Origin of the sequence: Microcoleus sp. Pol1C5, assembly GCF_036701115.1 — a bacterium.
Lineage (GTDB): Bacteria > Cyanobacteriota > Cyanobacteriia > Cyanobacteriales > Microcoleaceae > Microcoleus.
Map to the genome: position 1 here is coordinate 90,553 of NZ_JAUBQE010000006.1, position 21,243 is coordinate 111,795.

Below are 21,243 nucleotides of genomic sequence, written 5' to 3' on the forward strand. Positions count from 1 at the left end.
AGGCCTTCATCTGTACAGAAATCTCGTTGTTTGCCGATCGACTGCCGCTACTTGACGGAGGATACAGAAGCGGCCGCGGCCTCATCCAAAGTGCTAGCTAACTGCACCGGCAACTGTCCCAAACGCTTTTTAACAGCATCAGCATCGATCTCTACCAGCCGGAGCACAACTTGGATGTGGCGGTTAGCGCGAGCTTTCCGTTCCAAATAGCCGGCTACTGCAGCGATTATTTCCTCTGTCTTGGAGGCGCTGCCCAAAATATTTACAAGTATCACCTTAACGCTTTTATCCTGAGCGACTAACTCAAGACCCAATTCCGCACGATCGCGCAGCGCATTTGCTGCATCGTAGCGGTCTAGGGAACCAATATTCACAAAATTAGCTGGTTTTCCTCCTTGGTGGGTTACTGCATCTAGAGTTGCCATTGTCAAGCCCACTCCGTTGCACAAAATCGCGATATTCCCGTCTAGTTCGATTAATTGCAGGGATTCGGAATTCGAAATTGGGGAGTTAGATTTGGGGTCAAACTCCGGCAACTGCTGAACCTTCGAGTGGGAATGGGAGCGATCGCCAGAGGTATGGGGGCTTCTCCTTTCCCGTGCCAACCCGCTGCTTTGCCTCTTCCCTGAGAGTGTGGCCAAATCTGGATGCCGCCCCAAGGCATCGTCGTTGGCGGTGACTTTACCGTCTAAAGCCATTACCTCTCCCGTCGGACTGATGCCGAGAGGATTGATTTCTACTAGATCTAAATCTTTTTCGACAAACAGCCGGTACATTTTTTCGACAATGGTGCTCACCGATTGAATCAAGTCTCCCTGCAATCCCATTTTCAGCGTGAGACGCCTCGCGTAGAATGGGGAAAATTCTTGATCTACGGCAACTTGCTGCATTTGCTCGATCGACCCTTCGACATCCATACCTCCTTGTCTCGAACCCAGAAGCACCGGGCGACGGGCTACGGGGTCTAGGAGTACCGCTAAGTACAATTCTTGGTCAGCGTTGTACTTTGCTTCTGCCAGTAGAACTTGGGGATATTCATCCTCGATCGGCAAATTAAAAATTGTTTGAGCGGCTGCTACTGCATCGATCGTATTTTCCACAAACTTGATACCGCCCGCCCTGCCCCGTCCCCCAGCCCGCACTTGCGATTTGAGTACAACTGGGTAGGGAATTTTCAATCCTTTGAGGTCGGCGGGATTGTCAATCCGCTGCGACGGCAAAATCGGAATTGCCATCTGGCGAAATAAAGATTTAGCTTGGTACTCTAACAAATCCATTATCAATTACGGGTGACGGGTAGTTGGCAACAAGCAATTCGTCCTAATTGGCAATTCATAATTAATAGATAGTAATTGGTTTTTTGTCAAGTTAAAAGTTAAAAATTATCGCTTTTATCTTTTAATTTTCGACTTTTGTATTGCCGATTACTTATTCGCTCTTACCGCTCGCCGATTACCTATTACCTAAGCTGTTTCAAAGTGTTTTTTTCTCGGAATTGCCAAATTTTACTCTTAGGATATGGCGGGCAGGTATTTGGCGAGCGTTGGTGTTTTTTGGCCTCGGAAAATCTTCGGACGTTCGGCGATAGTGTGCCTAGATATTTCTGCGAATTGTTTACTTGATGCTATTAGCAGCACCTTGATGGACGGTTTTGACCCATTTGAGTCGCTTAGGCCGTACCGCAATCCGAGCCGTCACAGTCCCTACCAGCAGCCAGTGGAACATATACACAGTACCCCGCAGCGTTTGCAGCAAGGTGACAAAAACTCGCCTTACGTCAAATTTCGTCTCTTTGCGAGTGCGGCGCAAACCGACAAACATTCCCACCACCGACAATGTAAGGGTCATAAAAGTTATGGGACTGGCGATCGGCATCCGGCGCAGCGCAATTGACATCACAAAGTCGGGTAGCGCTACTGTGGGTAAGAAATATTGAGATACCCAAAATCCAAATAAATCCCAAGTTTTCCCAGTTCCCATGCGGTTCCGCAAAATTAGCCGCCAGTAGTCAAGATAACGCTGATAGCCGCCTTCTGCCCAGCGATTGCGCTGATGCCACAGAGCGCGAGGGTTAGTGACTCCTTCTTCTGACACGGCTGGGAAAGCGAGAAATTCAATGTCCCATCGGTCTAGGTGCAGCCTCACCGTCAAATCCAGGTCGTCGGTAATCGTCTCCTCGTTCCAGCCTCCGCAGCTTTCCAAGGCGGTGCGGCGCATGAATTGGCCGTTACCGCGCAATTCTCCAATGCCGCCGATCGCAATCCGCTGCTGCTGGAAAAAACTGTCGAGAGCCATTTCTGCTTCTTGGCCACGAGTCCAGAAATTTACCGAAGCATTGGCGATGGCTTTTCTGACTTGCACAGCCCCTACCTTTTCTCCATGGAACACTGGCAGCACCCGGCGCAGCAAATCCGGCGTTACCGTCGCGTCGGCATCAAATATTCCCACAAATTCCCCGCGAGTCAGCGGTAACACTTGATTCAGGGCTCCCGACTTGCCGCCGCTGGCATTTGGTCCTCTGCGAAATACTTTGAGCTGGGGGTACTTTTTGGTTAGCTGTTCCAATACTAGCGGCGTGGCGTCGCTGCTGTGATCGTCGATCGCCCAAACTTCGTAGCGGTCGATCGGATAATCTACATTGCAGATGGATTCTACGAATCGGGCAATCACCGCTTCCTCATTTTTCGCCGCCACCAGCAGCGACACGTAAGGCCAATCCTCTCGACTTTCATCGGCAAGAGGCGGCAGTGCGGGCTTGGGTTCCGCAAACAACACTCGAAATGCTTGCATCCACAGCAGTCCCGTCAACCCCCACACTACCCACGCACCCCAAGAAATCAAGTGCAGGGCGATCGTGCCGGCCCAAATCGCAGTCAGCACTGCGGCGGCTTTTCTGCGGCGTCCCCGGTACAGATTTTGAGGAAAAGAGGGAGTTCCCGGCACAGACACCGCCACCGGGAGCTCTGCTTTTGTTTCCGCGTCAAACACCCTGTCGCCAATGTCTGGTATAGCAAATACTTTGCTGAGCTTCGAGTGCGAGGTCAAACTCTTGAGCTCTTCTTGAGCTAAATCAGAGATGTCCAAGTTAAGCTCGCTGCGAGCGTCGTTTTCTGGCCAAGAACTCTCCTGCATAGGTTACTTGATTCAACCACCAATAGTTTTTGATTTTAGATATAAGCATCTACTGTATCAGTTTCTGGACTTTTGTCGAAAGCGGACGGGAGGACAACCAGCGGGTTCGGTGCTTGTACTACCCTGGTAAACGGGTACTGCATCGAGTATTTTGGTTGGCTTTTGCTTGCGATCGACCAGGAATATCTGTTAGTTTTTTCTGGGGATCTAAACTATCTGTTAGTAATAATTGTCTGAGGTGGAAATATGTCTATTCCTCAACTCAAGCCAGCCGATGACAAAGAAGTGAAAGTCTACGCGCCTTTCTGTCAAGAGCCCAGGCGCAAGTTTTTACCGCACGCTATTGGTCTCTACAAGCTCAAAAGCTTGGAGGGGGCAAGAAAAATTGACGGTGGGGAGAGCGTGCCGTTTGTCGCTAGTTGGAATATCTCGTCGCTGCCGATCGATTTAACCCGCTGTCGGGTGTTGTTTGACGGCAATGCTGAACTCAGCTACGAAGTGACTATGCAAAGCTCTGAGTTTGTTAGTTGCTTAATTGAGGTACTCCTGACTTTTCAGCGAACTCGTACTGTCGATTTTTCTAAAACGTTTTACCGCAAGCTGATGCGAATGGATGAATAACTTTCACCGCAGCCGCACTCCCGAAAGTCCGCAATTGACAATCAAGCAATTTAATCCGGAACACCCGGATTGATTCGTCGATCGAGAAAAAAGCTCCGAATCCCGATCGCCAGCCCCCGGATTTATCAGTGGGGTCGCTTTCTTCAATCTAAAATCTAAAATCTAAAATCTAAAATCGATTGACGGGCGCTATAACTGGCGCACCAATAGTGTAACGCCTCGACGGCGACATTACATGATTGGTGCGCCAGCCCTATTTGAGAAGCGGAAATAGTAAGTGAGTTGTTTGATCATTCTCAATAATCCCTTTGGGGGTCAGCACTTATCCCCATTCCTAAAGTAAATCAACCGCAATTGTCAGTTGATGGTGATACAGATTTCGCGTAGGGACTCAGGCAAAGGCTGAGTCCCTACCTGTATTTCATCTAATTGAAAACTGCTGTATTTGTTGTGGAACAACCCCAAAAGCCTATTTCGGACATTGGTGCTGTGCGAGTGCGTGAAGCAAAGCTATCTGCCGTTAGGCGAATCGCGCCGTCCGATTTCGTTCAAATTTTGCGACTCGGTAGATGAGAGGAAAGCGCTGTAGATCCGCCCAAGGAAAATCAATCTACAGCCCTTGAACTGCGATCGGGCTTATGGCAATCAGCCTTTAGGCTGCCGAAATGCCAGCCGACGCCGCCCGACAATGTATGTGTTTATATGCTAGAAGCGCGATCGTAACAAGCTTATTGCTCGCATTGCCAGATATCAGTTTGAACGGGGGCGAGCGCAGTAATAATTAATAACTAATAATATTTATCCATTTTCAATGGATATGCAAAAATGATTATGCAAGCACCGTGCTTTCTTCCTAGACAGTCCTCTATTTAGCCAATAAAAAGTTTTCTAAACCCTATTTATAGGGGTGTTAGGTAACAGCTATCATTCATTTTTATCTGGTTGTTTTTATTCGTATAATTTCTGGGATTTAATGTGGGCAATAATAAGGACTAAAAACCTTACCAATAAAATCGGTTTTTAAAGAAATTAGGGTAGATAAATAATTATTAAAAACGGCTGGTAAAACAAACAATTAAAAAACTCCTTTCCCCAAATCAAGTAAAAAGAATGGGAAGAAAAGGGTGGCGAATATGTGAATAATAGTTTTCCGTAAGAAAACAATCTTCCCAAAAGCGACAAAATCGAGTATAATAGTATTGCCAAATTGAGTCGCAGTTCACAAATACTGTAGAAAAAACTAAATTTATTGAAATAGACAGGTGCAAATTGAGGATTGAAGGCGTACCCAAATTGACTAAATATTTGCTGATCGGTTCCACAAAAGCTTACAGTGGCAAGTCTGCCATCGCCTTGGGGATGGCACTCGGACTCCGGGAAAAAGGACTGGCCATCGCCTACGGCAAACCTCTGGGAACCTGTTTCAGCTCCGAGGGAGCTGGGATCGAGGACGACGATGTACGGTTCGCGGTAGAGACGCTGAAGCTCTCAGAAAGTCAGATGCCGTCAACACTGCTGTATTTGGATGAAGAGACGGTTCACAAGCGTTTGCGGAGAGAAGACAAGACAGATTACCGCCAGTCTTTAGCACAATATTTGCAAGCTCCCAGCGGAGACTTGGTGCTGTTAGAAGGCCCAGCTAATTTGGAGGAAGGCAGTCTGTTTGACTTGTCTTTGGCTCAAGTCGCTGAGGCAGTTGATGCCTCTGTACTGTTGGTAGCCCGCCCGATCGATCTTTATATAGACGATTTGCTGTCTGCTAAACAGCGTTTGGGTTCGCGGTTGCTGGGCGTGGTACTCAACGACGTTCCCTCCGACAAACTAGAATCCGTAACGGCGACTGTGCGGCCTTTTCTGGAGGCTGCAGGTATTCCTGTTTTGGGAATGCTGCCGAGAAGTGCTTTGCTGCGAAGTGTCAGCGTCAAAGAATTGGTACACCAATTGAAAGCTGACGTGCTGTGCCGTCGAGACCGTTTGGACTTGATGGTGGAAACCTTGACAATTGGCGCGATGAATGTTAGTTCAGCTCTGAAGTATTTCCGCAAAGCGAGAAATATGGCGGTGGTGACGGGGGGCGATCGCACGGACATTCAGCTAGCAGCTCTGGAGAGCTCGACTCAGTGCTTAATTTTGACAGGTCACTTGCCTCCTTCTCCCCTAGTGATTGGCAGGGCAGAAGAAATGGAAATTCCGGTTTTGTCTGTTGATTTGGATACCTTAACCACGGTAGAAATTATCGACAGCACCTTTGGCAGCGTGCGCCTGCACGAACCGATCAAGGTGGAATGCGTTACTCAGCTAATGGCAGAACATTTTGACCTTGAGGGTCTGATGGCATCCTTGGGTCTGAGCGATCGAGTCCATTAGTAACAGAGCCGGAGCTGAGGGAAGAAGGTATTCGGCAGAGAGAACTTTTTGTTTAAATAAATAAAAAGCCAAAATTCTTAAATTCTCAATTTTTCTTGAATTCTACCTTGAGCTCCGGCTGCCGGATGTCTGAAGACATTCTGCCTTCGGGCTTCCTCAAATCTCCAGATCCTCTAGTCTGAACCCGTAAATCAGCAATTCTTAACTTCTTTTTGGCGGCAATGGCTAGTGAGTCTGCTAAAATCCACAACGTAGTTTTATTTAATTTAATAAATTCTTTGAGTCAATCAATTGAGCTACCCAGAGTAGATGATTTTTTACAAGAACTTGCGGCGATCCAGCAAACCAGCTCCAAGCGGATTGCTCTTTTGGGTTCTCGCCACGTTCCTATTACCCACCAGCAGCTAATTGAGATGCTGAGCTACGCCATAGTTCTGGGAGGCAATCAGCTCATCACTTCTGGTGCAACAGGCACCAATTCAGCAGCAATTCGGGGAGCAATGCGAGCAGATCCAAATCTGCTGACGGTGATTTTGCCACAAAGCATGAGCCGCCAGCCTCGGGAGTCTCGCGACCAACTCGAACAAGTGATACATTTGGTAGAAAATCCCAAAAATGATAGCTTGTCTCTCCCGGAAGCAAGCGCCATGTGCAATCAGGAGATTATTTCACGCTGCCAGCAACTGATATGTTTTGCTTTTCACGAAAGCCACACTTTGCTGAAAACTTGCCAGGATGCGGAGGAACAGCGCAAGGTAGTTACTCTGTTCTATTTTGATTGAACTGCGAGGCGGATGATGCTGTTGGGATTACCTGTGTCGGTTATTCTGCTTGATTGTATAGCTGCTGCTGCTGCGCTGGTTTACGCACCGTTTTTGGTGGTTGCGTTCGCCCGCTTGCAGCTAGGCTACGACCAAGCAGCCCCCCGCGCTATGTTTGAGAGGTTGCCGGCTTACGCTCAGCGGGCAACTTGGGCTCACCAAAATTCGTTTGAGACGTTTATGCTGTTTTCAGCGGCGGCTTTGATGGCTTTTGTGACGGGGGTAGATTCGGAACCGGCGGGTTGGGCTGCGATCGCTTTTACGATCGCCCGGTTGTTGTTTTCGGTTTTCTATATTCTGAATGTGCCGCTGGGGCGATCGCTCATGTTTGCGATTAGTTCTTCTTGCACAGCTACTTTATTCTATTTCAGTTTAATGGCTGTTAATGGTTAATTGTTATTAGTCAGTGGTCATTAGTCATTAGTCATTAGTTAAGAGACGCTTAATTAATGACTAATTACCAACTACCAACTACCAATTACCGATTACCAACTACCAATTACCCATTACCAATTACTAATTTATGGCTGCTAGTTATTCCTTTGATATTGTCAGCGAGTTCGATCGGCAAGAATTAGTTAACGCTGTTGACCAAACTGTGCGGGAAATTCAAAGCCGCTACGACTTGAAAGATACCAAAACTACCGTGGAATTGGGCGCAGAATCAATTACGGTCAATACGGACAGCGAATTTACTCTAGATGCAATTCACACTGTTTTGCAAACTAAAGCCGCCAAGCGGAATTTATCTTTGAAAATTTTTGATTACGGGAAAGTTGAACCTGCTAGCGGCAGTCGCGTGCGTCAAGAAATTAAACTAAAAAAAGGAATTAGTCAGGAAATCGCGAAACAGATTACTAAATTGATTCGCGATGAATTTAAGAAGATTCAAGGTTCGATTCAAGGCGATGCAGTGCGGGTTTCTGCTAAGGATAAGGACGATTTGCAGTTGGTGATTCAACGCTTGAAGCAAGAAGACTATCCCGTGGCTTTGCAGTTTACCAATTACAGGTAAATTTTTGAAAGCTAAGTATTGGATTGTCGGTTGTGCGATCGCATCTTTGAGTGCGATAGAACTTGCCTTGCGCTTGCTCGGATTCGGAAATCCTGCCTTGCTCCAAGCTGATGCCAATGCTGGCTATATATTTGCACCAAATCAACTTGTATATCGCTTTGGCAATAGACTTGAGTACAATCAATTTTCTCAGCGTTCTGAACAAATCGATTCAGCAAAGCCTGAAGGTACTCTCAGAATTTTGATGATAGGAGATTCGGTTCTCAACGGTAATAATACCACCGATCAGCAAGAAACTATTCCAGAATTGTTTGAAGCGCGTTTGTTGGGCATAAAAAAGGAAGTTGAGCTGCTGAATGCTTCTGCAGGTTCTTGGGGAATTGGCAATCAATTGGGATATATTCGCAAGTTTGGCACTTTTGAAAGCGACGCTGTGATTTTGCAAATTGGTACTCACGATTTGCTACAACCTCCAAGCAGCAGCGCGGGGGTGGGAAATGACCCGCTGATGCCGAATCGTAAACCGTTATTGGCAATTCAAGAAGTGTTTCAAAGACACATTATGCGCCAATTATCAAGTGTTTTTGTATCGAATTATCCTGCGGCGGGAGTGCGGGTGTCGGAATCACAACAGTTTATGGAAAATATGCAGCGATTGGAGCAAATAGTTGCTTTGGTGCGAGCTAAGAATATTCCGTTGTTTGTGTTGTATACTTGCGATGGAGCGGATTTACTGCCCGTACCGAATCAGCCGAAGTTTAAATCCGAGTTTGTCGAGCGGCTAAAAGCTTTAAAAATTCCAGTCATAGACACTCATGCAGCCTGGTCAAAATTGCCGAAAACGAGGGTAGAAAGTTATTTTCGGGATGGCGTACACCCCACAGCCCTAGCTTACGAATCAATAGCAGATTTAGTGTTTCAACAGTTGTGTATACAGAAAAAATTGGTTGCGTGTGGCGGGAAGAAATAAGCTGCTTTATAGCCGAAGGAAGAAGCCCGATGGAAGCCGCAAGAAGGAAGAGGTAATTCCTGAGAACTGGCACCTGACAACTGACAACGGGTTGGTATTAAATATCTAAACCCGTGACTGTTAAGTCGGGAGGATGTTCGACAACAAACTGGTAATATAACTCTTGCTTTGCTTGCGGGGGCAGAGACATTATCCATTCTAGCACTCCCATTTCACCTGCTACTATCTTCGGATTAGTGAGAGTCGATCGCACTTTAATTTGTTCATTGCGGCTGACTGGCAATTGCTCTTTTAGTGTCAGGTGTACCTGCACCTGATGCAAGTTTGTCACATTTAAGCGATAAGCGTAACTCGTGCGCCTCTGCTGACCGATCAGTTTTTTATCTACTTGTCTTTCTACTAATTCCCGCTCTATTTTTAGCCCTTCATCTATTCCTAAATTTAGTTTATATTCTTGCCCGGGGGAAACATTTTCTAACTGCACACTGCCGACAAAAGTGTTGTTGCGAAAGATATTTGCTTTACCGGGCAGAAGAGTTGCACCAGTCAGCGGATTAACAACAACTGCTTGCAAATAGGCAAAACTGACTAATCGCGGGACGGCTATATATTCTGGTTTAAACGGATAATTTTCGCTAAAAATCGTCACTTTGTGCGGTGTACCGTCGCTGGGAATCTTGGTATTTCCCCCTACTTGAAATGAGACGGTGCCGCCTTCTTTCGATACTTGTGTGGTCGCGGTTTGAGCTGCTATGAGTTGGGGTGCGGCGCCAGCAGGTGGCCCATTTTCTTCAAACTCTAAGTTTGTATAATCTAGTGCTATTTCTGCTTCCGCAGGCTGTCGGCTGCGTGTCATCATAAGTTCTCGGGTTTGAGGAGATTTTGGGTAAACAGTATCGATAAACCAGGGTTCGAGTTTTGGTGGCAAAGTTCCCATTCCCGGTTTTGCTGTGGATAAAGTCAGCCCTACTCCCATCCAATCTTCGCCTGTATTTTGATTGACTTCGGCTAAGTAGTTGAGATTAATTTGGTTGTTGGTAGTGTTGACTCGCAAGTCGTAAAGGGGAGTCCAGCGGGCTCCCATGACTACATAGGAAACTTCTAGTTCAAAATTGCCGGTGCCACTGGGTTCTATGGCAACAATGATGTTAAAACTTTGCTGGGAATGGGGAGTTTGTACTTGCCGCAACTGCTGCAGCAAAGCTTCTATTTGCTTATCTAATTGGCGCTGCTGTTTTTCGTGCTGGGCGATCGCACTTACATATTTTACGTAATTAGTTCCTAAAAAGTTGAGCAATTCGCCAGTTTCGTTTAAACCTACCTGCTGTTTGGCGATGCTGCTGGAAAAGAAACCGACGCTTTTTTCGCTCAAACCTTCCACAAATTTGAGCTGAATTTTTCGGGCGGTTATTTTGTCGTTAATTCCCCGTCTTTGGGTTTGTAATTCTTGAATTTGTTGGGTTAATTCGGCAGTGCGATCGCCCACTGGTTCGCTGCTAAACACTGTTTCGGTTCGCACTCCCAGCAATCGCACTGCAACTGTACCCGCACCCGTGGCCCTGACTGACTCTGTTTCGAGGGTTGCGGGAACAGAAGCGATCGCCAATTCTCGCTCGTTTCCCGTCAGAGATACCGTACCGCGCCGCGTCACCAAAGCGCGATCGGTGTAAACTGTAACTTCGGATATGCTAGTATTTAGTGTTTTAATGGTATCAGAATTAAGTATTTCTGAGTCAGTCATTGTTAGTTGCTCCTATTTAATAACCGTTTAGTCGATCGAGGAATTTCAAAAGTAATTTATTGGTCAATTTTCCCGATCGCCCATTCCTCTAGAAAATTCCTCAAGCGCATCCAAAGGCGAAGCAAATAAAATGCAGCGTTTCAGCAAAGATAAATCTAACTCAGGCAGCATTTCGCTGCTAGTAATGCGATCGTAACCTTCCTCTCGCAGATGGTAAAGCTCTAAAGTGCCATCTTCCCAAAACCAGACTTCCGGGACTCCCATCAGTCGGTATTTCTGAAGTTTAATCGGACTACCGCTAGTGATAACTACCTCAATACACAGATCGGGAACCTCTTTATCTGTTCCGAAACAATAAGACAAATCTGCTTGATACTCCACTTTCCCCTCAACAATTTGACTGTAACTGCCGCTGGGAAAAAATTGTATTCTATTAAATTGAAAAAATTTTATCGGTAGCGCTGCAATCAGACATCGAGTTGCCTCGTGAGGTTTACTGATTCCCACAATTTCTATAACTCCATCACAATAAAATAAGCGTATATTCCCCACGTTTTCAAAGCCAGCTTGAATGGCTTTGAATTGATGCCATGTCACACCGCGCCAAGTGAAACGTTGTTCGATTGCGGGAGAAGCGGTTGGATTGTCTACAGTTTGAAGCATGATTGTTTTATTGATGTTCAAAATGGTAGCGCGGGAGTGGGCGGGTTTATGATTTTACGAAATCGTTAGTTTTAGGAATTGATAATTGGTAAAACCCGCCCCTACGTTTAAGTTTAGCTCAGCGGCTCGATTCCTGCCAAATCCAAAATTTGAGGAATTAAATCTTCTCGTTTGACAGCCATCATGTGAACTCCTTGACAAATCTGCCGCGCTAGCTTGACTTGTTCGGCAGCAATTTTTATGCCTTCCTGCAAGGGTTCCGGAGCTTTTGCTAAACGGTCTATCGTCTCTTGCGGAATGTGAACTCCTGGCACGTATTTTTTAATAAATTCAGCATTTTTAGCTGATTTAAACAAAAATATTCCTGCTAAAACTGGCTTGTTGCACCCCGCAGCAATGTGGTGCATAAACTTATCGAAAACTTCAAAATCTGTAATTAATTGACTCTGAAAAAACTGTGCTCCAGCCTCTACTTTTTTCTCGAATCGACTTTGCAAACCAGACCAACTGGGGCATTGCGGATCGACTGCTGCACCTACAAATAAATCAGTAACTCCGTCGGTTAAAGGTTTGTCATTCCAGTCTTGGCCACCGTTCATTTTTTGAATAACTTGCAATAGCCGAACTGATTCCAAATCGAATACGCTTTTTGCTTTAGGATGGTCGCCCGCTTTGACGGGATCGCCTGTGAGTGCTAATACATTGCGAATGCCTAAAGCGTGGGCTCCCATGAGATCCGCTTGCAGGCCAATTTGATTGCGATCGCGACAAGCAACTTGACAAATTGGCTCAATTCCGTGCTGCACTAAAATCGCCGAAACTGCTAGCGGACACATTCGCAAAACTGCGCGACTCCCGTCGGTGATATTAATGGCGTGCACTCGGTTTTTGAGGCGTTCAGCCATTTGAATTGTGTGAGTTATGTCGCCACCTTTTGGTGGGGCAACTTCGGCGGTAATTATAAATTCTCCGGGGGTGGTGCAGGCTGTGCGAAAACGGTTCATGATTATTTGTCTGTTATTGGTTATTTGTTATTTGACTGTTGACTGTTGGCAGGGGACTGTTAGCAGTTGTTAGTGGGCTGTTGGCAGTTGTCATTCTTAACAAGTAACCAAGAACAACTAACAACTAACAACTAACAACTAAACAGGTAAAGAATAACCGAAAGCTGTCTTCACCTTAGTTAGAGTTTGATTAGCAATAGCTTCTGCTTGTTCTCTTCCGCGACGTAGTACAGACTCTAAATATCCCGGATCGTCCATTATTTCCTTGTATTTATCCTGAATTGGTTTGAGGGCATTAATTGTCGTCTCTGTCAGCAAGGGTTTAAAATCTCCCCAACCCATGTTTTCACACTCCGTTGCTACTTCTTCCTTAGATTTGCCGGAAAGCAGGAGATAAAGTGTCAGCAAATTTCTAGCTTCAGGGCGATCGGGGTCGTCAAACGTCAAACCCCGCACGGCATCTGTTTTACAGCGCTTGATTTTTTTGGCGATCGTATCTGGCGAATCCAATAAATTAATTCGACTTTGTTCGGAAGGGTCAGATTTCGACATTTTGCGCGTGCCGTCAGTCAAACTCATTACCCTCGCACCGTCAGTCCGAATTAAGGGTTCGGGAAGTTTCAATACTGGCTTTTCGGGTGTGCCGAATTGGTGATTTAATCTGATGACAATATCGCGGGTGAGTTCCAAATGCTGTTTTTGGTCTTCTCCCACTGGCACTTTGTCGGCATCGTAAAGCAAGATGTCTGCTGCCATCAACACGGGATAATTTAGCAACCCTGCGTTGACATTTTCGCCTTGTTTAACTGCTTTTTCTTTAAACTGAATCATATCTTCGAGCCAGTTAATCGGCGTAATGCAGTTTAGCAGCCATGCTAGTTCTGTGTGCGCCGAGACGTGGGATTGCACGAAAATAGTAGAATATTCTAAGTCGATGCCGCAAGCTAAATAGAGTGCGGCGATCGTGTAAGTGTCGGAGGCTAGAGTTGCTGGATTGTGCGGTGCGGTAATTGCGTGCAAATCGACTACGCAGAAGTAATTTTCGTACTGACTTTGACCTTCTACCCAGTTGCGAATTGCACCGAGATAATTACCGAGGTGAAGATTGCCTGTTGGCTGAACTCCTGAAAGAACGCGCTGTTTGCCCATGAGGAAAGAATAGAATTGAAGTCACATTTCTATATTGACACGTTATTTTGATTTAAGATACTCTTGGTTGAAACTCAGATCTTGCACCATTGTCAGCAACGGGCTAGAAGCCCGTTCCACTTTTAAGACATCTGTAGAGACATAACCTTGCCGTCTCGTTACTTTTTTAAACATCTGTAGGGAGACGGCAAGCCAGTGTCCTTAGCCGTAGCATTTAAGAAATGGGCTTGAAAGCAATTACCAATCTGTCAGCAACCTTGCTTTGCGTAGAACAAATGTCAGAACAGTTTCTTCGCCCGTAATAATATCGGCTCTGCCTTCCATTCCCGATTGAATCGAATACTGGCGGGGGACATTAGCCTGGGAGTTTCCGAAGAATTGGCCGTTGGCGGATTTGAGTTTTGTTAAATAAGTTTGTTCGGGCTTAATTCCCACTTCGTAATAAGCTGTACCTAAATTATTAGTGGGATTTTGAGGGGCGATCGCATCTGGGGCGATTTCGCTGACAGTTCCTTTTAATGTGCCGTAATCGGGGAAAGGCAAAGCCGAAATCCTGATCTGTACGGGTTGGCCGATTTGGATTCGGGCGATGTCTTGGGATGTCACCTTGGCTTTGACTACTAGGGGTACGTCGCTGGGGACGATTTGGGCGATCGCGCTGCCGGCTTGTACGGTTTGACCAGTATTTCGTACTTCCAATCTGAGAATTGTACCATCCGTGGGCGTGCGGATCACGCTATTTTCGAGTTTTAACTCAATTTGATTTAGTTCTTTTTTAGCTTGAATTAATTGTTGTTGAATGGAGGCTTGTTTGACGAGCAAAACCCGCCGACTTCGGCCCAGTCTCTCGGCGACATCTGGCAGCGATGTGGCGAATTTTACTAAAGCGGATTCGATTAATTCCTGTTGGGCGGAACTTTCACTTTGGATGCTTTTAAATTGGGCGCTGGCCAAAATTTGATTTTCTAAGTCGCGCAGTTGCTGGTTGATTTGCTGTGCTGCTGGTTGAGACTGATTAATTATTTCTTGTAACTGTTTTTTTTGATCGCTTAAACGCGAAGCGTCTATAACTGCGATCGCATCTCCTTCTTTTACTGTCTGATTCTCGCTGACAGCAATGCTTTCGACGGTTCCTTCTGTGGCTGCTTGCACGAGGCGCACTTCTCCGGCGGGACGGACGATCGCATCTGCTTTGACTGTAGCGCTGTATTTGGTGACGCTAGCGAGGGCGATCGCCCCGCCAAACGTCGCCACCATCAAAATGCCCCCCAAAGTTGTCCAGCGGCTGACAGGGGGCAAAAACTGGTCGTTATCAAAGGTTTCAGGGGGTGTGGCTTCGGGAGTGAGAGACATGGCGGCAAGGGGGAGAGGGGAATAGTTGGAAATTTTGAGTTTTGAGTTAGGGGGAGGGAGAGATCGCTGATTTGTTTTGTCACTTTTACGATCAGCTTTCCGGAAACCAAGCATAGGTTTAGAAGTCTAAATCAAAATTCACAGGGTAAAGGTAAAAATCCGCACAGCTTTGCCGTTCCCACCCACAAACTTCGCCAAATATCAAGACGAGTGAAGCCAGCGGGCTACAGCCAGGAAAATATGGGATTTTTGCCATAACTTTTGGCGCTGTTACCGGGTTTTTACTGTATGCGTAGGTAGTAAGTAAGTACATAGGTATTAATAGGAGTTATTTATGTCAGAAAGTCAACAAGGTTCACTCTTCATCGAAGTAACCGATGGAGAATCTGCTACTGTCAACGGTGGCAATATTACCAGCGGTGTTAGCGGTGCTAAAAGCAACAGCGAGACGGATAACAGCAGCCGCGAGGGTCTCACTATGCTGTTTTTCCTGCCGCAGCCTAGTCAGCTTTATCTGTACAATCCAAACCTCGATCGCGGTTACAAAACCCTAGTGGTTTAGATAGCTGAGTCAAGTTGTGCCATCAAGTAAATTTTGAAAATTTTTCCGTAATATTCCGGAGGCTCCACAGCACTACAAGAAGTATTAGTCAGTATTTACACGAGGCTCTAGAAATTAGATAAGATTTCTAGCTTCCCTTCGCTTTTCTCAACTTAAACGGAGTCAAATCATGAAAGAAACAAAGGACAATTCACTGTTTGCTGAACTCACCCCTGAAGAATCAGCTAGCGTCAACGGCGGTCACTATTATGCCAATCGATACAATTGTCACCGGCAGCGGCGCAGTTGGGTCGTGTATCGCCGGAATTGCGACGGTTCATACAGAAGAGTAGTCCGCTACGCCTACTACTAAAGTTTAGTGCTAGTCAATTCAGATCTATAACTGTGGAATCGAGAAAGCACCCATAACTTTATGGGTGCTTTTTGCTGATTGGGTAGTTGGTGATGAGTAATCTTCTTTATGCTCTACCATTATTCATTTTGCAAAATGTTAAAGAACATCCCTTTGATCGGCAAAATGCCATTATTCGGACAAGTTAACAGGTTTAAGAAATATCAGGTTGTTCTCCAGCAGAGCGAAGAAGATTGCGGGGCGGCTTGTTTGGCTTCGATCGCGAAATTTTACGGACAAAATTTTACTATTAGCCGCTTGCGAGAATGTGCGGGCACCGGCCAAAAAGGGACGACTCTGCTGGGCTTGAAACAAGGTGCGGAGGCGATCGGCTTTAATGCTCGATCCGTGCGAGCCGCGGCTGCTATTTTAGACCAAATTGAGGAAGCGCCTTTACCGGCAATTATTCACTGGAGCGGTTATCACTGGGTTGTTTTGTACGGAAAGCAGGGCGACAAATATGCGATCGGCGATCCGGCTGTCGGTATGCGCTATGTTTCTAAAGCAGAATTAGCAGCAGCTTGGACAGATTGGCTGTGCTTGCTAGTAGAACCCGATGCTGAGCGGTTTTTTGCGGCCGCAGAGGGCCAACCGCCCGCCAATTCCTTACAAAAATGGATGCGCCGGATTGGGATTTATCGCCCGATTTTAATGGAAGCATTTTTGCTGAATGTGGTGTTGGGTTTGCTGTCGATTTCTTCGCCTTTTCTCGTTCAACTGCTCACTGACGACATCCTGGTGCGGGGCGACAGACAACTCCTGGCAAGTGTGGCGATCGCAGTTATAGTTATGAACCTTTTTAGCAGCAGTTTAGGATTGGTAGAGTCGAACTTAATTGCTCAGTTTTCCCAGCGTTTAGAATTGGGATTGGTGATGGAATTTGCGCGCAAATTCCTGCGATTGCCTTTGAGCTTTTACGAAACCAGACGCAGTGGCGAAATTGTCAGTAGATTACAAGATATCCAAGAAATAAATAAATTAGTTTCTCAAGTCGCTATCAGCTTGCCTAGTCAATTTTTTATAGCTGTAGTTTCTTTTATTTTTATGTTAGTTTACAGCAAGGAACTGACTTTAGCAGCTACAGCTATAGCTCTTTTAATGACTGCCTCTACAGTGGTATTTCTGCCCGTATTGCAGCAAAAAACGCGCAGTTTATTTGTGCTGGAAGCAGAAACTCAAGGCGTTTTAGTAGAAACTTTTAAAGGCGCGCTGACGGTCAAAACTACTACCAGCGGTCAGCAACTTTGGGAAGAATTTCAAACCCGCTTCGGTCGCTTAGCAAAGCTCACTTTCCGCACTACACAAATTGGCATTCTCAACAATATATTTTCTGGTTTTGTTGCCTCTGCTGGCAGCATTACTCTGCTGTGGCTTGGTAGCGGTTTGGTAATTGACAAGGTATTGAGTATAGGTCAGTTGCTAGCGTTTATTAGCATGAATCAAAACGTTACTACTTGGGTAAATTCGCTAGTAGGATTTACTGATGAGATGACTCGCGTGCAGACAGCTACTCAACGGCTGTCGGAAGTTATAGATGCTGAACCGGAAACTAAAGACGATACGAATAAACCTTTTGTAACTATTCAGAACCACGACGGTGTTGTTTGCAAGAGTGTTAGTTTTCACTACCCCGGCAGACTTGACTTGCTGGAAAATTTTTCCGTTACGTTTCCCGGCGGTCAAGCAATTGCTTTAATCGGCCATTCCGGCTGCGGAAAAAGTACGCTAGCTAAAGTAATTGCTGGTCTTTACCCGCTGCAATCTGGTAATATTAGAATTGGCGGTTACAACTTGCAGGATTTGTCTCTCGACAGTCTCAGACAGCAGGTAGTATTGGTTCCTCAAGAAGCGCATTTTTGGAGCCGTTCGATTCTCGAAAATTTTCGTTTGGGCAGCCCAGATATCAGCTTTGAACAGATTGTTAAAGTCTGCAAAATTGCGGGGGCGGATGAATTTATCAGCCAATTACCGGATAAATATCAAACTGTTTTAGGAGAGTTTGGAGCAAATATTTCTGGCGGACAAAGACAAAGATTGGCGATCGCCCGCGCCATTCTCAACAACCCACCCGTATTGATTTTAGACGAATCTACCGCAGGGCTTGACCCCGCAAGCGAAGCGGAAGTCTTAGAAAATTTGTTGATGTACCGGCAGGGGAAAACGACGATTTTTATCAGTCACAGGCCGCGAGTGATCGATCGCGCCGATTGGATTATCATGTTAGAACGCGGGAGGTTGAAAGTGCAAGGATCGGCGGCAAAATTGCGATCGATTCCAGGAGACCATTTAGAGTTTTTGCATCCTTGAGCGAGTTAATAAAACAACAGGTTTAAATCTGTCGCTACACAAACAACACTGGGATCATCTCACTTTTGCACCCTACCGCAACCCTCCCCGAACGCGCGGGGAGAAAGTAAGAAATTCATAAATGATCCGAAGATTGCTATATCGTTGGCGGTTGCATCGGAATCATAAAATCGAGTCAACAGTTACCACTCAACTATTCGGTTTTTCGACCCGCCCGTCAACAGTCAACATTTATGATGAGTGCAACCGGAATTGAAATCTCTCATGACTAATAACTTCTCTAAGATTCTTGAGCTAAAGTACATCGATCGCACAATCCGAAAAACTCCAAAGTGTGATAATAAATTTTGAAAGAATGAGATTGTTGTAGTTGGCTTTCTAAGTGGTGGACTGGACATTCGTCGATCGTAATTGACGCGCCACATTCCAGACAAGTTAAGTGGTGTTGGTCTTGGTGGGCGGCACCGTAGAGAGACTCGCCACTCGCGAGAGTTCTGACGTGAACGAACCCCTCTCGCTTTAAACCGTCGAGGGAGCGGTAAACTGTTGCTAGGCCCATGCTTTGGTCGCTGTTACGCAGTTCTAAGTAGATATCTTGCGCTGAGAGCGATCGATTCAAGTGCTTGAGCAAGTGTAAAATACGCTCCTGACTGCGGGTGTGGTTGGTTCTCATAATTTTTTTCTCGAATCTGCTGGAATCAAATCTGTCCCTGTTTCTAGGCTATCTTACTTGGGCGAACCAAATGGCGATCGGCGCGCAGCTCGGTTGTAGAATACAATGGGGCTAACTTTCACATCACCTACCGCAACATTCCCGTGACTCAGAAATATCTTGCCCAAATCTATGTTACCCTCCGCCCTTCTGTTTTAGATCCCGCCGGCACTGCCGTACAGTCTGGCTTGCAACACATGGGATACGACAATGTTGAGCGCGTGCGTATGGGGAAATACGTTGAATTGACGCTGACTGCTGCTGGTGAGTCGGAGGCCCGCGAACAACTCGATCGCGTTTGCGACCAACTTTTGGCCAATCCAGTGATTGAAAATTATCGCTTTGATTTGACTGAAATTCCTGTTGCTGTGGAGACAGCGACGGCATAAATGCGATCGTCCCTAGGGTGTTTTTAAACCCGGAGATCCCCCCTAACCCCCCTTAATAAGGGGGGGACAAGAGTGTTCACAGTATCTATTCAAAAGGCGAGGACAAAAGTCTTCAAAGTCTTTGTTAAAAACACAAGAACTAGAACCACTCAAAGTCCCCCTTCTTAAGGGGGATTTAGGGGGATCTAGACTTTGATACAAGCGAGAGAAACCTAAGATTTTAGTCTTAAGTTGACACCTCTTCCTTCTTCCTTCTTCCCTCTTCCTTCTTCCTTCTTCCTTTTTCCTTCAGCTTATGAAATTTGGAGTTATTGTTTTTCCTGGTTCAAATTGCGATCGCGATGTGGTATGGGTGACTCAAGGGTTACTCCACCAACCGACGCGGATGATTTGGCACGAAGATACCGATATTTCGGATATTGATATCATTGTAATTCCCGGCGGTTTCAGTTACGGAGATTATTTGCGGTGCGGCGCGATCGCCCGTTTTTCTCCGGCGATGCGGGCTACTGCGGAACACGCGAAACAAGGAAAGCTTGTATTAGGCATCTGTAACGGTTTTCAGGTGTTGACTGAAGCTGGTTTGTTGCCCGGTGCTCTGGTGCGGAATGCGGGATTGAATTTTATTTGCGATCGCGCTTCTTTGAAAGTCGAGCGGGGTAATACTCGTTGGACTGCGGCTTATACTACGGGTGAAATCATCGATTTGCCGATCGCTCACGGTGAAGGAAACTATTATGCTGATGCGGATACTTTAGCCGAGTTAGAAGAGCACAAGCAAGTCCTGTTTCGCTACTGTACTCCGGCGGGCAAAATTAGCGATGCTGGCAATCCCAACGGTTCGTTAAATAATATTGCCGGTATTTGCAACCGCCAAGGCAATGTATTAGGAATGATGCCGCATCCTGAACGAGCCTCCGATCCGATGTTGGGCGAAACTGATGGAGTGAAATTGTTTCAAGGGTTGTTGATGGCAAGTGTTGCTGCTGTTTTGTAGTTAATATTTACGACATTGTTGTAGATACCGTAGGGTGCGTCAGTCTTGTAGGGACACTCGAAAATCTCGCAGCGACGCACCCTACAAAATTAAAAATGCTAAAATGATTTGAAAGTCAATACATCAGAGAACAGTCCTATGCCTTCACCTTTTCCTGGAATGGACCCCTACTTAGAACACCCCGATTTCTGGCAGGAAACTCATCATTGGTTAATTTCTGCGATCGCGGCATCCTTAGTCCCTCAAATTCGCCCTAAATATGAGGTTGCAATCGACAAACGCATCTATGAAATTACCGATCCAAATGACAGTAACAGCGACTCCCTTTTAGTAGGTATCCCCGATGTCGCGATTAAGCGTCAATCTAATAACCCGAGTATTCCTACAGGTTCAGTTGCCACTGTAAGTATAACACTTCCGACTACCGTTAAAGTGCCTGCTCCTGAAAAAATTAAACAGACTTACCTGGAAGTGCGAGAAATGGCAACGAAACAAGTTGTTACCGCAGTTGAAATTCTTTCTCCTGTCAACAAACGTAGTGGAGAAGGAAGAATTACTTATCTCAAAAAACGCCAGACTATTTTAGGTAGCTTAACCAATTTAGTCGAAATCGATTTACTACGAAAATGGGAATCTATGCCCATCCTTAACAATTCTATTCAAAGCGATTATCGGATTTTAGTCAGTTCCAGCGAGCGCCGTCCGTTTGCCGAACTTTATGCTTTTAATCTCCGCGATTCTTTACCTATATTTCCGCTTCCCTTGCGAGAGGAAGATGTAGAACCTATTGTTAATTTACCAGAATTATTTGCAGGTGTTTACGATCGCGCTGGCTATGATTATCGGATCGATTACGATCGAGAACCCGTACCGTCTCTATCAGAAGAAGATCGGGTTTGGGCTACCCAAATTTTGCAAGAAAAAGAACTTCGAGATAATTAATTATATTTTACTTTATATCCTAGGGTTAGTCGCGATCGACAATCTCTAAATCAACTTGAAAATTTCGCAGTAAGGGACTAAACGGCAGCCGGCCAGATATAATTACT

The 21,243-nt window shown here is 45.9% G+C and carries 20 protein-coding genes; 12 read left to right on the plus strand and 8 right to left on the minus strand.

Annotation, left to right across the window (positions count from 1 at the left end; all coding sequences use genetic code 11):
• Window positions 1-47 precede the first annotated feature (47 nt).
• A complete protein-coding gene (locus QUA23_RS05260) occupies window positions 48-1,277 on the minus strand; it encodes a succinate--CoA ligase subunit beta (protein ID WP_333074570.1) in 1,230 nt (409 codons plus the stop codon).
• Window positions 1,278-1,614: 337 nt separating this feature from the next.
• A complete protein-coding gene (locus tag QUA23_RS05265; protein ID WP_333074571.1) occupies window positions 1,615-3,132 on the minus strand; it encodes a glycosyltransferase family 2 protein in 1,518 nt (505 codons plus the stop codon).
• A gap of 246 nt (window positions 3,133-3,378) precedes the next feature.
• Between QUA23_RS05265 and ebsA the strand changes: the two genes are divergently transcribed.
• The 6 genes from ebsA to QUA23_RS05295 all read left to right on the plus strand — a co-directional run bounded on the left by ebsA (window position 3,379) and on the right by QUA23_RS05295 (window position 8,926).
• Entirely contained in the window at window positions 3,379-3,753 is a 375-nt protein-coding gene (ebsA, locus tag QUA23_RS05270) for a type IV pilus biogenesis protein EbsA (protein ID WP_006634686.1), read from the plus strand.
• Between the two features lie 1,269 nt (window positions 3,754-5,022).
• A complete protein-coding gene (locus tag QUA23_RS05275; RefSeq protein ID WP_333074572.1) occupies window positions 5,023-6,120 on the plus strand; it encodes a phosphotransacetylase family protein in 1,098 nt (365 codons plus the stop codon).
• Between the two features lie 278 nt (window positions 6,121-6,398).
• Complete coding sequence (locus tag QUA23_RS05280) at window positions 6,399-6,902, plus strand: hypothetical protein (protein WP_039887610.1); 504 nt, start codon at window positions 6,399-6,401, stop codon at window positions 6,900-6,902.
• A gap of 15 nt (window positions 6,903-6,917) precedes the next feature.
• Window positions 6,918-7,334: an MAPEG family protein gene (locus QUA23_RS05285; protein ID WP_333042012.1), complete on the plus strand. Its 417-nt coding sequence runs from the start codon at window positions 6,918-6,920 to the stop codon at window positions 7,332-7,334.
• Window positions 7,335-7,464: 130 nt separating this feature from the next.
• Window positions 7,465-7,956 carry a YajQ family cyclic di-GMP-binding protein gene (locus QUA23_RS05290; RefSeq protein ID WP_333074574.1) on the plus strand — a complete coding sequence of 164 codons (492 nt, stop codon included), beginning with the start codon at window positions 7,465-7,467 and terminating at the stop codon, window positions 7,954-7,956.
• A 4-nt stretch (window positions 7,957-7,960) separates the two neighbouring features.
• Complete coding sequence (locus tag QUA23_RS05295) at window positions 7,961-8,926, plus strand: SGNH/GDSL hydrolase family protein (RefSeq protein WP_333074576.1); 966 nt, start codon at window positions 7,961-7,963, stop codon at window positions 8,924-8,926.
• Window positions 8,927-9,023: 97 nt separating this feature from the next.
• On the opposite strand, the gene QUA23_RS05300 is transcribed toward QUA23_RS05295, so the two are convergent.
• From QUA23_RS05300 to QUA23_RS05320, 5 genes are all read right to left on the minus strand, one after another.
• The gene (locus QUA23_RS05300; RefSeq protein ID WP_333074578.1) at window positions 9,024-10,667 is read right to left on the minus strand and encodes a mucoidy inhibitor MuiA family protein; all 1,644 of its coding nucleotides are present in this window, start codon (window positions 10,665-10,667) and stop codon (window positions 9,024-9,026) included.
• Between the two features lie 63 nt (window positions 10,668-10,730).
• Window positions 10,731-11,330: a Uma2 family endonuclease gene (locus QUA23_RS05305; protein WP_333074579.1), complete on the minus strand. Its 600-nt coding sequence runs from the start codon at window positions 11,328-11,330 to the stop codon at window positions 10,731-10,733.
• Window positions 11,331-11,443: 113 nt separating this feature from the next.
• On the minus strand, window positions 11,444-12,334 hold the full coding sequence (locus QUA23_RS05310) for a methylenetetrahydrofolate reductase (protein WP_333074580.1): 891 nt from the start codon (window positions 12,332-12,334) through the stop codon (window positions 11,444-11,446).
• A 138-nt stretch (window positions 12,335-12,472) separates the two neighbouring features.
• The gene (trpS, locus tag QUA23_RS05315; protein ID WP_333067839.1) at window positions 12,473-13,483 is read right to left on the minus strand and encodes a tryptophan--tRNA ligase; all 1,011 of its coding nucleotides are present in this window, start codon (window positions 13,481-13,483) and stop codon (window positions 12,473-12,475) included.
• A gap of 237 nt (window positions 13,484-13,720) precedes the next feature.
• A complete protein-coding gene (locus QUA23_RS05320) occupies window positions 13,721-14,836 on the minus strand; it encodes an HlyD family efflux transporter periplasmic adaptor subunit (protein WP_333074581.1) in 1,116 nt (371 codons plus the stop codon).
• A gap of 334 nt (window positions 14,837-15,170) precedes the next feature.
• Between QUA23_RS05320 and QUA23_RS05325 the strand changes: the two genes are divergently transcribed.
• The 3 genes from QUA23_RS05325 (at window position 15,171) to QUA23_RS05335 (ending at window position 18,096) form a co-directional block, all read left to right on the plus strand.
• The gene (locus QUA23_RS05325) at window positions 15,171-15,398 is read left to right on the plus strand and encodes a secretion protein HlyD (protein ID WP_333074582.1); all 228 of its coding nucleotides are present in this window, start codon (window positions 15,171-15,173) and stop codon (window positions 15,396-15,398) included.
• Window positions 15,399-15,567: 169 nt separating this feature from the next.
• Complete coding sequence (locus QUA23_RS05330) at window positions 15,568-15,750, plus strand: hypothetical protein (protein WP_333074584.1); 183 nt, start codon at window positions 15,568-15,570, stop codon at window positions 15,748-15,750.
• 135 nt (window positions 15,751-15,885) lie between these two features.
• Window positions 15,886-18,096, plus strand: a complete 2,211-nt coding sequence (locus QUA23_RS05335; protein ID WP_333074586.1) for a peptidase domain-containing ABC transporter — start codon at window positions 15,886-15,888, stop codon at window positions 18,094-18,096.
• A 280-nt stretch (window positions 18,097-18,376) separates the two neighbouring features.
• Here QUA23_RS05335 and QUA23_RS05340 read toward each other — a convergent pair whose 3' ends face one another.
• Window positions 18,377-18,769, minus strand: a complete 393-nt coding sequence (locus QUA23_RS05340) for a Fur family transcriptional regulator (RefSeq protein WP_333042008.1) — start codon at window positions 18,767-18,769, stop codon at window positions 18,377-18,379.
• Between the two features lie 143 nt (window positions 18,770-18,912).
• Here QUA23_RS05340 and purS point away from each other — a divergent pair, with 143 nt between their 5' ends.
• From purS to QUA23_RS05355, 3 genes are all read left to right on the plus strand, one after another.
• Complete coding sequence (purS, locus tag QUA23_RS05345) at window positions 18,913-19,197, plus strand: phosphoribosylformylglycinamidine synthase subunit PurS (RefSeq protein ID WP_333074588.1); 285 nt, start codon at window positions 18,913-18,915, stop codon at window positions 19,195-19,197.
• A 295-nt stretch (window positions 19,198-19,492) separates the two neighbouring features.
• Window positions 19,493-20,194 carry a phosphoribosylformylglycinamidine synthase subunit PurQ gene (gene purQ, locus QUA23_RS05350; RefSeq protein WP_333074590.1) on the plus strand — a complete coding sequence of 234 codons (702 nt, stop codon included), beginning with the start codon at window positions 19,493-19,495 and terminating at the stop codon, window positions 20,192-20,194.
• Window positions 20,195-20,332: 138 nt separating this feature from the next.
• Window positions 20,333-21,136, plus strand: a complete 804-nt coding sequence (locus tag QUA23_RS05355; protein ID WP_333074591.1) for a DUF4058 family protein — start codon at window positions 20,333-20,335, stop codon at window positions 21,134-21,136.
• Window positions 21,137-21,243 lie beyond the last annotated feature (107 nt).

Excerpts from the sequence above, each read along its gene's own strand:
- QUA23_RS05260 (WP_333074570.1), bottom strand. The coding sequence starts at position 1,277 with ATGGATTTGTTAGAGTACCAAGCTAAATCTTTATTTCGCCAGATGGCA.
- QUA23_RS05265 (WP_333074571.1), bottom strand. The coding sequence starts at position 3,132 with ATGCAGGAGAGTTCTTGGCCAGAAAACGACGCTCGCAGCGAGCTTAAC.
- ebsA (WP_006634686.1), top strand. The coding sequence starts at position 3,379 with ATGTCTATTCCTCAACTCAAGCCAGCCGATGACAAAGAAGTGAAAGTC.
- QUA23_RS05285 (WP_333042012.1), top strand. The coding sequence starts at position 6,918 with ATGCTGTTGGGATTACCTGTGTCGGTTATTCTGCTTGATTGTATAGCT.
- QUA23_RS05290 (WP_333074574.1), top strand. The coding sequence starts at position 7,465 with ATGGCTGCTAGTTATTCCTTTGATATTGTCAGCGAGTTCGATCGGCAA.
- QUA23_RS05300 (WP_333074578.1), bottom strand. The coding sequence starts at position 10,667 with ATGACTGACTCAGAAATACTTAATTCTGATACCATTAAAACACTAAAT.
- QUA23_RS05305 (WP_333074579.1), bottom strand. The coding sequence starts at position 11,330 with ATGCTTCAAACTGTAGACAATCCAACCGCTTCTCCCGCAATCGAACAA.
- QUA23_RS05310 (WP_333074580.1), bottom strand. The coding sequence starts at position 12,334 with ATGAACCGTTTTCGCACAGCCTGCACCACCCCCGGAGAATTTATAATT.
- trpS (WP_333067839.1), bottom strand. The coding sequence starts at position 13,483 with ATGGGCAAACAGCGCGTTCTTTCAGGAGTTCAGCCAACAGGCAATCTT.
- QUA23_RS05320 (WP_333074581.1), bottom strand. The coding sequence starts at position 14,836 with ATGTCTCTCACTCCCGAAGCCACACCCCCTGAAACCTTTGATAACGAC.
- QUA23_RS05325 (WP_333074582.1), top strand. The coding sequence starts at position 15,171 with ATGTCAGAAAGTCAACAAGGTTCACTCTTCATCGAAGTAACCGATGGA.
- QUA23_RS05330 (WP_333074584.1), top strand. The coding sequence starts at position 15,568 with ATGAAAGAAACAAAGGACAATTCACTGTTTGCTGAACTCACCCCTGAA.
- QUA23_RS05335 (WP_333074586.1), top strand. The coding sequence starts at position 15,886 with ATGTTAAAGAACATCCCTTTGATCGGCAAAATGCCATTATTCGGACAA.
- QUA23_RS05340 (WP_333042008.1), bottom strand. The coding sequence starts at position 18,769 with ATGAGAACCAACCACACCCGCAGTCAGGAGCGTATTTTACACTTGCTC.
- purQ (WP_333074590.1), top strand. The coding sequence starts at position 19,493 with ATGAAATTTGGAGTTATTGTTTTTCCTGGTTCAAATTGCGATCGCGAT.
- QUA23_RS05355 (WP_333074591.1), top strand. The coding sequence starts at position 20,333 with ATGCCTTCACCTTTTCCTGGAATGGACCCCTACTTAGAACACCCCGAT.